Source organism: Novipirellula galeiformis (assembly GCF_007860095.1).
In the GTDB taxonomy this organism is placed as follows: domain Bacteria; phylum Planctomycetota; class Planctomycetia; order Pirellulales; family Pirellulaceae; genus Novipirellula; species Novipirellula galeiformis.
The window spans coordinates 1-14,930 of record NZ_SJPT01000014.1; the positions used below are offsets into that span (position 1 = coordinate 1).

Here is a 14,930-nt window from a genome sequence, read left to right on the forward strand (position 1 = left end):
GATCGTTCGAACCGTCAAAAACGAAGCGTCACCAGGAGTGCGGTCGCAGACGGTCTGCGCAGATCGCGAAAAACAAGGCCCGCAGCCGCACTGGCAGACAATCAGGAAACGCACAAAGCGGCCCAGTCGCTGGTTGCAACGTGGCACCCCGGGCCATCTCCGCCACCATCATCAGTCCTGCGGTCACGCGACAAGAAAGCAATACCCTTCTTGAATTCTCTAGGCAATCGCTGAATCTTCAAAGCGTTCCACCGGCCTTCTTGAACCAAGGCCTTGAACATCGGCTCCGCTCGTGCCTCGCTCCGCGATGTCAAAGCCTAAATTGTTCTACGCTTCGTGAGATCGTGAGTGTGGTGCATGCTGAGATGGACAGTGCATGGAATCGTGATGCAGTTCAGCGGGAGCATGTGCATCGCTGGGGCGGGATGCTTCGGGATGCACTAGGGAGTCAGTATACGGATTCGACGTGGCTGAAGTCTATCGGTTTCGTCGAGGATGTGAACAAGCACTACAGGATGAAGAACTGGCTAGTCCTGGTATGCGAAGCAGGGAAGTGGATGGCATACAGCGTCAAGTCGTCGCATTGGCATTTCCTTTGCGATGTTGAACGCAGGGAAGATGTAACCAGTCTAATTAGTGCGCTGAAGTTAAAAGCGTAGAACGGTTGCCATCACCGGGCACGGAGAGTGATGTATCCATTTGTGAAAACGCGCAAGCCGTGCTCCGTGTGAATGGCTTGGTTATCCGATCAATTGATCGAGTTCAGACGTGTCATCCCAGTCATAATTTGCGTATGCAAAATCTGAGTGTGTAACAACGCATATCTTACCGTTCTTGCAAAGGATTGAGACGCCGTGTTCCGGATCAATATCCGATGCGCCAACGAAGATGACATACGTGTCACTTGAATCGCGAAGGCGCGGGACAATTGCCGCATGGATGTCGATAGCAAAGTCCTCATCTTCCATGTCGTCGACTTCGTCGGGACCAAGGTACGCCTGTGCGTACTTGCGTGCAAGTTTCTCTGTCGACGGCAATCCTGTTTTTGCAAACTGCTCCACGACTGCGACAGATTTCAATTGGGAAGCGGTTGGTGGTTCTGGTTCCTCGTCGCTTAAGACTCGTAACTCAAGTTCGGCGAAGTGTTCGGAATCGATGAGTGCAGTCCATGCTTCCTCGTCAGGGCACCACTGAAGTTTCGCCATTTAGAATTGCCTCTCTTTGGCGGAAGATGGATTTCAGTCGGCGAACTATTCTTTTTACACCCGGTCAGTCGGGTGATATAACGGAATTGGACTTAATATCACGGGGTGAGTCAAGCGATTTGGGTTATATCACTCGAAAGCGTGTGACTCGAGTAATCGTCGGTTTTATTGCTCGGGAGCAGAGGGGGGCAATGGGCTGGATGTCCGAGCTGTGTGGACCTTCGGCCACTTGGGTGACGCCCCGATTGACCTCCATCGCAATGATCGCAAACAGATTGTTGGCGATGTGATGCGGAGTTGCAAGCAAATTCTCCGGAAGGTTTTCAGGGGTTGGCGCAGGAGTGGTTGAGCACGCCCGCTTGACGCTGTGCCGGTAGGCTAAAAAAACTGTCAGGACTGAATGGCACAGGCATAAGCGGGCAGAACCCACCTGTAGATGCGGACGGCCGCGACGACACCCACAGGCATCGCTAGTAAATGGTGGCGAATCCTGCTCCGCATTCAGAGTGCCAAGCATGAATTGGAAATTACGGTGAGGTTCCGTTGAAACGGAGATATGACACTTCCCGCTTCTTGGAGAGCTCACCGTGAACACTCCGTTTACGGTTGCCCCGGCAGACATGCGAAAGCAAATTGCGGTCCGCGAAAACGTTTTGCCTGGTTCTACTTCTGCCAAAGTCCGAAGTCGCCAAAATTTGTCGTGAAATCGGGCACCAATTTCGATACGGCACGTACACCCCGATGAATGTCGTTTGGATGTTCATTACTCAAGTGCTTTCAGCAGACTACAGCTGCCAACAAGCAGTCACTCGATTTAACGCATTTCGGGTAGCTCGTGGTTTGCTCAGGGTCATCAGCCAGACGACCTTCTATTGCAAGGCGAGATGTTGGTTGCCGGAAGAGCTCTTCGAGTGACGGTTGGCTTGGACGTCACGTCGATGTGAGGAGCCTAACAATGAGGTATGGTTGTTTCAGGAGCGGATCGTCGAGATGGTTGACGGCTGGATGGTGACGATGGCCGTTCGTTACTACCCCAGCTACCCCAGTTTCTAGTTGCTCGCTGCTGGAGAAATGCGAGGCGTCGACTTGGTCGCCCGCGTGCATCATCTTCGCAAAGTAGACTTTCGCCGTGGTCTCAAACAGGGCGATCTCGATCAACTTGTTGTCGATCGAACACCGCAACAACTAAAGTGGATGAGTGCAGCAGAATACGCAACGTTCCCAGACATAATCTTTGTTCGGCATCTGAAATACAAAGTCGAGCAGCGTGGCTTTCGGACCCGCGAGATCACGCTCGCCACGACATTGCTCGACTCTGAGCCTCTACGAGGCTGAAGAGTTGGCTCTGCTGTATTACGCTCTGCTGGAGCGTCGAGTTACATATCTGCAGTTTGAAGACCCAAATGCAGATGGATCATCTGTGATGCAAGAGTCCGCAGATGGTTCGTAAAGAAATTCACTGTCACATGATCGCTTATAACGTAGTGCGCTGTGTGATGTTTGCATCGGCTTTACGGTTCAAGCTATGCCTCTCGCGGCTGAGTTTCACCGATGCGATGCAGACGGTCGAAGAGTTTGCCGCATCGCTTCGCCTTGGATCGGGCGCCACCTTAAGCAGTGGGGCAATCTGTTGGAGGTGATCGGTGAAATTGAAGCTGGCAACCGCCCGGGCGACAAGAAAAAAGGGAACTCAAGCGTCGGCGGCAGAAGAACTACAAGCTGATGACGTGCCCCCGCAACCCGAACCGAAACCGTTGCGCTACAGCGGCGTAGGATTATGCCCGTGCCATTCAGGCCTGGCACATTTTTTGACACCTTTTCTTCACCATTCAAGCTCGCACCATGGCGGTCTGGTAGTCCGTTTGGTCATTGGTTCAATGCGCTGAACATCTAGGATGCTTCAAATCTCCGCTGTCCCCTACTCTGGAAATCGAACGTGAAAACGACTCACCACACCACGCTAATTCGGTTTGCTTTGGCATGGGGAATCGGTTCATCAATGCTAAACGGTTCATTGCTGTCGGCCAGCGACGTCGTTTGGCCGGGTTTCCTCGGCCCCGAACGCGACGGCTGGGTCGATCATTTTCAGCCGCCCGTTGAGTGGCCTAAATCATTGAACACGGTATGGCAAGTTGAAGTGGGCAAGGGATACGGATCACCACTGGTGGCCAATGGTCGCGTCTATCAGCACTCTCGTGAGGGAGGTGAGGAAGTGCTGCGGTGTTTAGAGTTGGCCACAGGAAAAGAGATCTGGAAGCAGACTTACGCGGTTCCCTTTCAAGCATCATCGGGCGGTGAGCGGCATGGGAATGGCCCGAAATCTTCGCCCATCCTTGCCGACGGCCGCATCTTTACGATGAGTAGCCTTGGTGAGATTTCCGCTTGGGACGCGAAGTCGGGCGATCGGTTGTGGCGTCGTGACCATCGAAAACGTTTCCCGAAGAATCACCCTAACTGGGGCGCTTCCACTTCGCCCATCGTTGACGGGGATCGCGTGGTCGCTCACTTTGGCAATGACGACGAAGGAGCTTTGATTGCGTTGAACGTGAAGACGGGCGAGGAAATTTGGAGTCAGGGTAGCGATGGAGCTTCCTATTCGTCGCCTCTCGCTGTCGAAATTCACGGTGTCCACCAAATCGTCGACTGGAACCATCGTGCCCTTGTGGGGGTGGACAGCGAATCGGGAACGATGCTGTGGGAGTTCCCCCTTCCGCAATTCACCAGCAACCAAAACATGCCAACGCCCACGTTCCACAATGGTCAAATTCTATTGGGCGGCGAGAATCGAGGCATCTATGGTCTGGAACCCGTGATCAAGGATGGCGAGTGGTCGGTGTCGGAACGCTGGTTCCAAAAGGACGTCGCTTTGGATATGAGCACCGCAGTGATCAACGGAGACCTGCTGTTCGGGTTCTCGCACTACAAGAAGGGGCAGCTGTTTTGCCTCGACACGACGACAGGTAAAGTGCGGTGGCGAGGGCCGGGACGAACGGGAGATAACGTCGCGTTCCTGTCGATCCCCGATCACGTTGTGGCCTTGCTGGACAATGGGCGATTGCAGGTGATCAAGGCAACCGAGAGTGCGCTTGAGGAAGTTGCCAGCTATCAGGTTGCCGACAGCCCCACATGGGCACCGCCTGTGCTGTTAGAAAACGGTCTGCTGATCAAGGATCAAACGAGCCTAGCGTTATGGTCATTCGAGTGATCCGGTCTTTGGGGGCGTTGCGTGCTCTACGGCGATGTCGCTTGACCGCGTTGCGGTCCTTAGAACCGCATTCTCTGGCCAATGTGCCGGATCACCGCGGCAACGCTTTCTCGAACTCGACGCGGAAACGGTCAAACGCTTCGATTTGAGGCATGTGACCGAGCCCCTCCAGTTCATACAGCTGACAATCCTCAATCTCCGCCGCGGTCTGCTTGCCGAGATTCTGATACTGGCCCAATTCCCGTTCGACGCCCGGCTTCTTCCAGCCACGCCCTGGCCCAGTTCGATCCCGAGTTCCGATAATCAGCCGCGTGGGAACGTTGATGTCTGCCCATTCGTTGCAAACCGGTTGCGAGAAAATCATGTCGTACGTCATCGCGTTGTTCCAAGCGACTCGCTCCCAATCGGGGCCGTTGATCCAGCCGACGTGAATCTTCATCCATTCGTCGTACGCCGGGTCCCATTTACCGTCGTAGTAGTTCTTTAGCTGGTACGCTTTGATGTCCGCAGGCGTCTTTTTGACTTCGTTCTGGTAGAAGAATTGAACGTCTTTGTACTGCACAAATTTCAAATAGTCTTCCAAACCAATCGGGTTCACCAATATCAAACGTTCGACGTCGCTTTGATACATCAGCGTGTACCGAGCTGCTAACATACCGCCCATCGAGTGCCCGACAATGACCGGTTTTTTGATCCCAAGCTTCTCGATCAACTGCCGTGTGTTGTGTGCAAGTTGAGGGAAACCGAATTGGTAGTAGGCAGGTTTAGACGACTTTCCAAAACCGATTTGGTCGGGAATCAAGACCGAGTAGCCTTTCGATTGCAGTAGCGTTGCTGTCTGCTCCCAATACGATCCCGAAAAATTCTTGCCATGCAGCAAAACGACCGTCGGCATTTCCTCCGATCCCTTTAAATGCATATAAGCCATCTGCAATGTTTGTCGCTGCGAGCTGAACTCAAACGTCTCAACGGGGAATGGATAGGGATAATTATCCAGTTGGGCATTGTAGGAAGGCGATTCTTGACCGACCGCCACAACCGAGGTGACTGCCATCACAAACAGACTGGCAAGTACGCATCGAGCCTTTTGATTCATTTGACGTTTTCCTATTGTGGCACGTTCGTATCGACTTGAATGGAGACATTTCTGGACGCGCTCGCCCAGGCGTTCGGCGGGCCGTGTCGAGCGTTGGCGGGCAATGTCCTTTTGGGTCTAATGACCGCACACGGATGCGCTCCGCCGTCGCTCACTTTCCGTTTTTCCTTTCACGGTGGCATCGTTTTCGGCCAGGGATGGACGCCTACCCCCACGTCGTCGACCTAGGTATCCGTTCGGCATTTCGTCTGCAGCTAAAGGTTGGTTGCCAATGCTTTCCAGGAACATCTGCCTGAATTGTAGTGGATGAGGCAACGAGTCCCTTCACGCCAGTGCGTCGGGGGAAGCTCCGGGGGACATAACAACTCCGGGGGGACATAGCTTACGGTTCAGTCCCTGCCCCCGTGAGCGGGTTCGCACCTCACCCCGCTAGGTGCGATGTCCTAGGTGCGATGTCCTAGGTGCGATGTCCTAGGTGCGATGTCCTAGGTGCGATGTCGCCGTATCCAATGTCGAGTCATTGGCTCGGGCAACGGATCTGCCACGCCTCGCTCCGGCACGTTCGGAGCGAGGTGACTGCGGAATCACTTGGATTGAAAAAACAGCCCGGATTGTCCTTTGTCAACAACGAACGATTAGCAACCCAGGCTTACGGTGCAACGGGCTTTAGCGTGATGCCGCGTAAATCGAGCAGCCAGTTTTTCAAACTAGGATCTGCCTTGAATACCGCGACGCTGGTGTCTTGGGGAAGCGTGATCGTCCCAAGTTTGACTTGTCGATAATCATCCCAACCGTTGGTGCTTTGCACCGTGCCGGTCAACGTTTGCTCGCCGAGAGTGAAGATGAAAGCGTTTCCGGCGGTATTCGCGGGACAGGCATAGTCGAGCCAAACTTCGTATTGACTTGGTTTGTCATTCGCAACGGTCCATTCGACTCGGTCGTTGATATCGCTCCAAAATCCGATGTTTTTATGTTTCGCTTCGAAGTTAATCTTGTCACCAAAAATTCGACATGCGGCGGCGGTCATTTCGAAGGTTCCTCCATCGCGTGCGGTGATCGTGATGGGTTCGTTTCCAGGAAAGGCTTTGGGGGCCGGTCCCAATTCGTCAAGAAACGCGAGCAAGTCGCTCATCTGCGACGGGGAGATTACTTTTTCAAACTCTTCAGGCATCAGTGACGTGCCGACACTTTGGACTTGGTCGATATCGTCTCGCAAGATGGTTTTGGATTTGCCATTTTGCATTGTCAATTCGATTGCCACCGTCGATTCGTTGGTGATGATACCTGCTTCGACGACTCCATCGAGTGTCAGCACGTTGTAGCTGAGGTACTTGTCTTCGACTGCGGCATTGGGAGCCAGGATTGCGGTCACCATCGCTTTAGGGGAGCGATCCTTGAGCCCGGCCAAATCGGGGCCGACTTGATTGCCGATACCTTTGACGCGATGACAGGTGGCACAATGCTGGGTAAAGATCGCTTGTCCGCGGCTCTGGTCCCCGTCCGCGGGATTCACGCTGCGATAGGTTTCGAGCAAGGCGTGTTTGTCCCCCGAGCTCATCGCATCGCCGAATAATTCCGTCGCCGCCGCACGCACTTTCTCGCTGACGTGAGTGGTCATCTTTTGGCGATGTTCCGAGCCTATCGTTTGCAGCGGGATCGTGTTGCTGCGGACGGCCTCGGCTAATTGCAACGCGGTGGATTCACGCGTCATCGAATCGTCTAGGATCGCCGAGCGGACGGTGGGGCTGATCGTGGTCAACCGTGACAACAAGGCGGCGGTTTCTTGACCCGCCAAGGCGTGAATCGCGGCGGTTTGAAGCTCAAGCGGTTCCGTTGAGGTGACTAGGTTAAGGACATCTCCGCGAAACTTAGCATCGATCAGCGTCAGGACGGAAACGGCGGCACGGCGGAGCGTGATCTCAGCGTCCGGGTCGGAGGCTAGCGTCGCAAGTTCGGCACCGAAGTCCGCCAGTTTTTTTTGTAGGTCGGGTTGCAGTGCCACGCCGCGTTTGCGAACGGTGCCCAATGCCGCAGCGAGCTCACCGATGTTCTCGACGCTGGTCTCTTGACGGCCTTGGTCGATAACATTGTAGAACAGCTCCGCCAAAAAGTCACTGTTTTGCATCCGCACGGCCATCTCAAGGACGGCGGCTTCATAAGGTGCCGCAGCCTCCTTGCCGTGAATCGCCGTTCGGAACTGGCGGAGGTTGTGCTCGCCCAGCGAGCTGATCACAGCGGCTTGTACATAGAGATCACCGGCGGAAAGCAAGGCAATCTCGGCGAGTCGATTGATCGCGCCGGTCGACGAGGACGCGCCTAGCGAATAGGCGAGTTGCAGTCGTACATGCGGATCGTTGATGTCACAGGTTTCCAGTGCCGAAATTAAGCGGTCGGAAACTTTTCCCGGTTCGTGAATGAATTTCTCGGCAATGCGAATCGCATGGCGGCGGACGGTGGCGTCCGTGTCGGCCAACGCGATGCGAAGCGTTTCGACGTCCATCTGCAGACCGTCCAAGGTGCACAACGCGTGCAAGCGAGCGAGTGGATTGGTCGATGAACGCACGACCGTTTGCAGCCGAGCAAGGTCCGGCGCCGAATTGCGTTCAATTAATTGTTGTTGGGCAAGATCGCGGACACGGCCATTGGGGGATGCGAGTTGATCGATCAAGGCGGGGCCGGCTAGATCGTTTAGCTTGAGGATCGGTCGTGGTGAGCTGTTTTTGGGATATGCCCGGTAGATCCGTCCACGGTCATGACCTGCACGCAAAAAAAGCTCTTTGGTACGTTCCCCAATCCATTGCGGATGCTCGATCACTAGTCGGTACATATCGGTCACCCACAACGCCCCATCGGGTCCAGTGGTGACGAACGAGGGGCGAAACCAGGAATCGGTCGAGGCCAAAAACTCAATTTCCGCTTCGTCTTCGGGGCGAACGCTCTCGAACGTGACTCCCGTGGCAGTCAATTGCCGGCGTTGAACGAGGTTGTGTACCGGTTCACAGGTGAAGGTGTTTTGTAGAAAGTCCGCGCCGAGCAAAGTGTCCCGATAAATGGTCGTACTGCATGCGGAGGTGAATTCATGTTCCATTCCCGCGGCGGGAGGTTTGTAGCCAGACCAATGGCTCAGTACGCGCGAAACCGGAAACACTTGGGTGTTGTCTAAACGGGCGATATTCCGTTGAGCCGCCGGTGGTGCTACCAATGGATTGCGACGCAGATAATGATCCGCCAAGACGTAATGACGCACTGGAATCGAGTTATTGCTTCCGAACCAATTGCCGTGATCGTCGCGATGACGACCGTATTGCGTTTGTCCCGATTGAGCTTCCAACGCTCCGTCCTCGGGACGGATGCGAACGTCGAGTCCGCGGATGTCGAGCTTCTTTCCTGTCTTCACCGACTCAATCACTCCCCCGCTATCCCCATTGGCGAGATACAACCAATTGTCTAATCCTCGGGTGATGCCATTGAAACGGTGTTGTTGATTGCCTTCGACGAATCCACGATAAAGTTCTTCACGCACTTCGGCTTTCCCGTCTCCGTCGCGGTCGGCGGCAAAGAACAGTGAGGGAGCGGCACAGACGAGCACTCCATCACGCCACGCCATGACGCCGGTGGGAAAGGGGATTTCATCTAGGAACAATGTCGATTTGTCATACTGGCCGTCTCCGGTGGTGTCTTCCAAATAGCGAACGCGACCGCCCGGTTTGCCCTTGTCATCGAGGCCGAGGGGATAGTCCGCCATTTCGACCACCCACAATTTGCCATCCGGGCCCCAATCCAGCGCGACGGGGTCCATCACGAGCGGCTCCGCGACGACCAATTCGATTTCGAAATCGGGACGCATTTGAATCGATTGGTGCGACAACTCCGCCGAGCGTGGTCCAGGCTCGGTGCGACCTAACAATTCCAGGAACGAACGGCGGTCGACGAGATCAGGTAAACGGTGGGTGTCTTCGTTCTGGACCCACATATGGTCGGCGGCGAACCAGACGCCATTGTTGGTTCCCTCACGCACGATCAAGGGGACGTCGTTCAAGTCTTTGACCCGACGGGTGAAACCGCCGGTGTCAACGTCGTAAAGCTGGATCGCGGTGTCCGCGCCGTTAGAAATGATCACATCGTCGTGGCCGTCCTTGTCAAAGTCGACAAACCGCACGCCGTTATCCCGGCCAAGATCATCGACAATTGCAAAGGGCATCGGATCGGGCGTCGATTGCCACGTGCCATCATCACGGCGTTTCAGAATTTGTCGGTCTTGGGAGTTGCCGACAATCACTTCCGAGACACCGTCGCCGTCCAAGTCGCGAAGCCGGACTCCTTGGTCGGCTCCCGCGACGGAGGTGCGAATGTCGAGCAGCGGTTGCGGTAGGGGAGTGGAAGTGACCCCATTGTCGGTCACTTGGTAGAGGCCTTGTTGGGTTTCATTGTTGACGAGTAGTGATACCGAACCATCCTTGGCCAGATGCCCGAACTTGACTCCCAAATCGACTCGTCCTTGGTTTCCCTTGGCGGTGATTTGCAGGTCATGATCAAACTCACGCCATTGTTTCGCGGCCGGTTGCCAAAGGCGTGCGGTTTTGCGAGTTTCGTTGCCAATGATGACGTCGACGTAGCCATCTTGGTTCAAATCCGCAATGCGGACCCCGTGGTCGCCGCCGTCTTTGGGAGCGCGAAGGGGTTGGTCGACTAACAGGTTGTGATTGATGCGATCGACGCATTCTTTGAACGTCAGAAATTTGACGCGTTTACCGTACTTTTTGTCTGCGTAGTCGATCAATTGGACGACTTGGTCGTTGCGGATCCAGCCATGGGGATGGAACACCAAGTTAAACATGCCCTGTTTGATCACCGTCGCATCGAGTGCCGCTTGCATGTCGGTGACGGTTTGCGGATTGTTGGGCTGCTGCAGATTTTGAGCTTCCCAGTCGCTTGGCACCATGCACGGGAACTGCCATCCGAGTTTGCCGACGACATACGGGTAGGGATAGTTTTGAATCTTATTGACGAACGATGGAAACGGAATGTACTTGTTGAATCGCGGGGTACCGTCAGGATCCAAGACGAGTTCACGCGGTAGATCGGGGTCGGTGTCGGTGAAGACGGTAAACACGCTGCTGTCGGCTTGCAGGAAATTGCCGGCTTGGGTGCGACGGTTGAAAATCTCTTCCCACAATCGGGGGCTAGGCGTATTGCGAGAATCGCAACAAGGGGTCCGGAAGGCCACGGGAGCGTTGCCAGGGATCGACGCCATGGTGTCAACACAGCGGTCATAGGTTGATTTGGCTTTTGCGAAATCGCTGCCTTGCAGACAAGGGCAGGGGTGATCGACGGTGTGGACTTCGATCGACAATCCCTCGTCGAGCCAGGTTTGCAACTGAGGATCGTTGGGGTTGACCTTGCACGACATGATGCTGACGGGGGCACGCCCGTCGATTTGTTTCAGTCGCTCGAGGATCGGCCGTAAATACGCTTCGTATTTTGCGGTATCCCCCAGGTCGTCGATCCCTAACGTGATCACGACATCGACTCCCTCGTCACCTACCCATTGCGGCGTCGTCAGCTTGGGAAACGAAGTGCCGGGATAATATCCGTCGGCGGATTCGTCCAAGTAAGTGAGCGTATTGGTCTGGGCCGCGAGTTCGCTGCCGAGGGAGAGGAGTAAGCCTGCGCAAAATAGGAGGGGCAATCGGAACATCGGAAGCATCTTTTTAAACGTTGCAATCAGGGAGGGATGCAGTGGGGGGAGGGCAAGACGCTATCATACACAGTCGAAATGCCGCATGTTGCTGCGAGCATTCGCATGCGATTTCAAATCCTTCGGGTTGAGATCGAGGCGAGCGAGATCATGAGACGGATTTCAACACGGATTTCAACACGGACGGGGGCGGTTCCACGGTCGCCACTGCATCGTCAGGGGCTTGAGCGGCGTTTCCGCCGGGGAATGTGCGGCGGGCTGCCTGCGGTAGGGAACGCTCATGATTTGGATCGCGTTACGGTCCCCATCGGTCCGCATCGTCGTCTACAATGATGCTTCGGGGCACTCGAAGCCTTGCACGTTTTGTACGATCGATGCTGATTTTTACCCACCGGAACATCCCACCTATGAATACGAAGCAACCCCACAATCTGAACCGCCGCGAATTTGTTGCGGCATCGGCAGCGACCGCAGCGACCGTCGCCAGCGGGATGGCGACGTCCGCAGCACTGGCTGGCCCGCGTGCGGGAAACCTTCATCTGGGCACGTTTCGGTTTGATGTCACGCCGCCGATGGGCCATTCGCTGTGCGGAGGCTGGATCAAGCCCGTTGTGGGGGTCGACGATCCGCTCGAAGCGATCGGCTATGTGTTGCTCGGCTCCGGAAAACCGATTGTGGTTTGTGTCGTGGATTGGACGGGGTTGCTCAATTCCGCCCACCTGCAATGGCGACAAGCGTTGGCCGAGGCGGCGGGAACCAGCATCGATCGAGTGACGGTTCATTGTGTGCACCAGCACAATGCCCCCTTCGCGTGTCTGGATTCGGAAGAGATCGTGTTGGCTCAAGGAGATTTGCCGCACATCGTCGAGCGTGAGTTCTTTCTCCGCTGTCTCGAGGCCGGTCGCGGCGCCGTCCGCCAGGCGATGGAGCAAACCACCCCGGTGACTCATGTCGCTCATGGCGAAGCAAAAGTCGAAAAGGTCGCCGGTAATCGACGAATCATAGGGCCCAACGGCAAAGTGATCTCTCAGCGCGGTAGTAGCTCGCGAAATCCCGAGCATCATGCGCTGCCCGAAGGGCTGATCGATCCGATGTTAAAGACGGTTGCATTTTACAACCACGACCAGAAGATTGCCGCGTGCCATTACTATGCCTGTCATCCGATGAGCTATTACGGCGATGGACGCGTGAGTGCCGATTTTTGTGGTTTGGCACGCAAACAACGTCAGCAACAGGAACCCGATTGCACGCACTTGTACTTTAACGGCTGCGGGGGGAACATCGGAGCGGGCAAGTACAACAACGGTTCCAAAGAGATGCGCGTTGTCTTGACCGAGCGGATGCTGGCGGGGATCGTCGCCTCCGAAGAAACATTGGAACGACAATCGATCGAGTCGATTCGCTGGGAAACCCAGGATATTTTGCCGCCCGTCAACCCGAGTTTTGACGAGGAGGCTTTGATGCGTCAGATCAGCGACAGCAAACAGAGCGTGGTCAACCGAAATCGGCCTTCTTATACCGTCGCCTGGATTCGCCGGATGAAGGCAAAGTTGCCAATCACGCTCAGCTGTATGCATGTGAATGATATCTCGTTAGTGCACCTGCCTTCGGAAAGCTTTATCGAATATCAATTGCGTGCCCAGGCATCGGCGCCCGATCGCTTCGTGGCTTGTGCTGCCTATTCCGATGGCGGACCGTGGTACATCCCGACTGCCGAGGCGTACCCGCAAGGCGGTTATGCCGTCAGCGTTGCTCATTGTGCGGCGGGCATGGATCCGATGATGACCGGCGCAATCAAAGGTCTGTTGTCACGCGTCTAATTGCGAAATCGTGATCGCAAAATGGGGTGCGTTGTTCAAAAAGGAAGCGGTCGAAAACTCGACCGTCGGGTTGGATAATCGTGCCCCCATTGTGTTTCCGCCACTGCGTTTCTGAGACGTACCTTCCCCTTGATGAGATTGAGTCATGCATGAATCGAATGATCGCGGCTTGAATCGTCGCCTGTTTTTGCAACGCACGGCGACGACTGCGGCCGTTGCGGGGGTGGCGTCGCCCTTTGCCCCCTCGGCGGCTTGTTGGGGAAGCACGATGCCCTACGAAAACACCCTGCGAGACCGGCTTTGGATGTGGGGGCATGATTCGGGATCGCTGAGGCCGGGCTATGACATTGGTGGCCCCAAAGACGTCGGGCCTGGCGAGGCGATCGAGTACATGGGGATTCCGAACCTCTGCATGGTGCGATTCACCGGCACGCCGCTGCCCCCCTTTGACGACTATGTAAAACAACTTGCTCATGCCAAGCGTTTGACTTGGAGCATCGTCGATGGAGCAAAGAATTTTACGAACGAACAGAAGAAAGATCAGGCGTTGGAGCTCGTCCCCAAAACTCCGAATTTAATCGGGTTCGACCTGGACGATTTTTTTGTCGGCAATGCCGCGCCGCAGACCGAAGGTGGCGAAGCGAATGCTCATCTGAGCGTCGATCAGCTGCGAGGGATTCGGAAGGAGATGGATGCCCAGAAACGAAACCTCGATCTTTCGCTTGTCCTGTACACGAGCCAGCTGAATCCGGCGATCAAATCTCACATCGACGAGGTGGACTCGGTTTACTTTTGGACGTGGCGTGCTAGCGATTTACCCAAGCTTGAGGAAAACTTCGCCATCTATCGTAAGATCGCGCCGAAAAAGCCAACCTTGTTGGGGATCTACATGTGGAACTTTGGGGAAAAGAAGACGATCCCCTTGGAGTTGATGAAACATCAATGTCGTTTGGCGCTGAAATGGCTTCGGGCTGGTGAGGTCGAAGGGCTGATTTTCCACTGCACGCCCTTGTGCGGAATGGACCTCGAGGCAGTGAAGTGGTCAAGGGACTGGATCGCGCGTCACGCCGATGAAGTGGTCCGGGCGTAAGTCCAATGCCATCGAGTTGAGTAGCGCCGCACCACTAAAGAACCACTCCCTCAGTTTCAAAGTCGATTGCATTGGGACGCGTAGATGGCATTGGGTTACAGCCCGGCGGTGGGATATTGCTGCCGATGCAATGAGTCCAGCCGCTGACAGATTCACTGCCGTGGCCGTGTCGAACGAAATTTTGCGATCCGCAAACCCCACTAACGGCCTCGGCATGTGGCCCGCGGTTTGCTGTTGCTATCGTCGCTTTAACAAATCCGCGACGAAGGAGGGACTGTTCGATGAGTGGACTTGCAAATAGGCCGCCAAGTGTACCCGAAGACGACGCTTCGGATCGCGTCGACGATCACGAGGGTGTTCCAGCAAGTGAACGAGGCAAAGAGGAGCGGATGTCGTTTGACGAAACACAACCGAGTGCCGTTTTCGGGATCGTAGGTGCAAGCTATTTGGTCATTTTGTTTTTGGTGTTGATTGCTGCTGCGGTCTATTGGTGGAAATAGGAGTTGCAAGAGAACGGCAGTGCGGTGTCTTCCTACGCAAAAAAGGAAGAGACGGTTGATGATCAGGGGGGGCAGATGCATACCGGTGATGGTATCTCGGTGCCCACGCGGCCATTGATGGAGGGGTCAGATGCAACGTCGTTGGCGCTTCGGACATGGATGGTGCCGGTAATCGTGACCCGCACCGCTGTACGTGAGTCGATGAAGCGGCAACCATTTTGGCGACGACGTATCACAGAGGCTCGAGTGTCTTGCTTGTCGCCTCACGCCGGCCTTTCCCAGAAAGCGTGATCCAAGCGTCACGCTCGGGGACACG

10 protein-coding genes are annotated in these 14,930 nt (G+C 55.2%); 6 read left to right on the forward strand and 4 right to left on the reverse strand.

The window, feature by feature from the left end:
* Positions 1 to 740: 740 nt before the first annotated feature.
* Positions 741 to 1,205 (reverse strand): hypothetical protein, encoded by a 465-nt coding sequence (locus Pla52o_RS24445; protein WP_146597269.1) that lies wholly within the window; start codon positions 1,203 to 1,205, stop codon positions 741 to 743.
* 1,053 nt (positions 1,206 to 2,258) lie between these two features.
* On the opposite strand from Pla52o_RS24445, the gene Pla52o_RS24450 reads away from it, so the two are divergent.
* The 3 genes from Pla52o_RS24450 (at position 2,259) to Pla52o_RS24460 (ending at position 4,410) form a co-directional block, all read left to right on the forward strand.
* A complete protein-coding gene (locus tag Pla52o_RS24450; protein ID WP_146597270.1) occupies positions 2,259 to 2,540 on the forward strand; it encodes a hypothetical protein in 282 nt (93 codons plus the stop codon).
* A gap of 104 nt (positions 2,541 to 2,644) precedes the next feature.
* Complete coding sequence (locus Pla52o_RS24455; RefSeq protein WP_146597271.1) at positions 2,645 to 2,845, forward strand: hypothetical protein; 201 nt, start codon at positions 2,645 to 2,647, stop codon at positions 2,843 to 2,845.
* Between the two features lie 296 nt (positions 2,846 to 3,141).
* Positions 3,142 to 4,410 carry a PQQ-binding-like beta-propeller repeat protein gene (locus Pla52o_RS24460; protein ID WP_146597272.1) on the forward strand — a complete coding sequence of 423 codons (1,269 nt, stop codon included), beginning with the start codon at positions 3,142 to 3,144 and terminating at the stop codon, positions 4,408 to 4,410.
* A gap of 91 nt (positions 4,411 to 4,501) precedes the next feature.
* Here the strand turns inward: Pla52o_RS24460 and Pla52o_RS24465 are convergent, their stop codons facing one another.
* Both Pla52o_RS24465 and Pla52o_RS24470 read right to left on the reverse strand, forming a co-directional pair.
* A complete protein-coding gene (locus tag Pla52o_RS24465; protein ID WP_146597273.1) occupies positions 4,502 to 5,506 on the reverse strand; it encodes an alpha/beta fold hydrolase in 1,005 nt (334 codons plus the stop codon).
* A gap of 649 nt (positions 5,507 to 6,155) precedes the next feature.
* Positions 6,156 to 11,204, reverse strand: coding sequence for a PVC-type heme-binding CxxCH protein (locus Pla52o_RS24470; RefSeq protein ID WP_197169485.1), 5,049 nt, complete (start codon positions 11,202 to 11,204; stop codon positions 6,156 to 6,158).
* Between the two features lie 407 nt (positions 11,205 to 11,611).
* Here Pla52o_RS24470 and Pla52o_RS24475 point away from each other — a divergent pair, with 407 nt between their 5' ends.
* Positions 11,612 to 13,024 (forward strand): hypothetical protein, encoded by a 1,413-nt coding sequence (locus Pla52o_RS24475; RefSeq protein ID WP_146597275.1) that lies wholly within the window; start codon positions 11,612 to 11,614, stop codon positions 13,022 to 13,024.
* On the opposite strand, the gene Pla52o_RS27170 is transcribed toward Pla52o_RS24475, so the two are convergent.
* Entirely contained in the window at positions 13,013 to 13,171 is a 159-nt protein-coding gene (locus tag Pla52o_RS27170; protein WP_197169486.1) for a hypothetical protein, read from the reverse strand. The two genes, Pla52o_RS24475 and Pla52o_RS27170, sit on opposite strands and share 12 nt — an antisense overlap.
* Here Pla52o_RS27170 and Pla52o_RS24480 point away from each other — a divergent pair.
* Together Pla52o_RS24480 and Pla52o_RS24485 are read left to right on the forward strand one after the other, a co-directional pair.
* Positions 13,170 to 14,114, forward strand: coding sequence for a hypothetical protein (locus tag Pla52o_RS24480; protein WP_197169487.1), 945 nt, complete (start codon positions 13,170 to 13,172; stop codon positions 14,112 to 14,114). The genes Pla52o_RS27170 and Pla52o_RS24480 overlap by 2 nt on opposite strands.
* A 281-nt stretch (positions 14,115 to 14,395) precedes the next feature.
* On the forward strand, positions 14,396 to 14,614 hold the full coding sequence (locus Pla52o_RS24485; protein WP_146597276.1) for a hypothetical protein: 219 nt from the start codon (positions 14,396 to 14,398) through the stop codon (positions 14,612 to 14,614).
* The last annotated feature ends 316 nt before the right edge of the window (positions 14,615 to 14,930 follow it).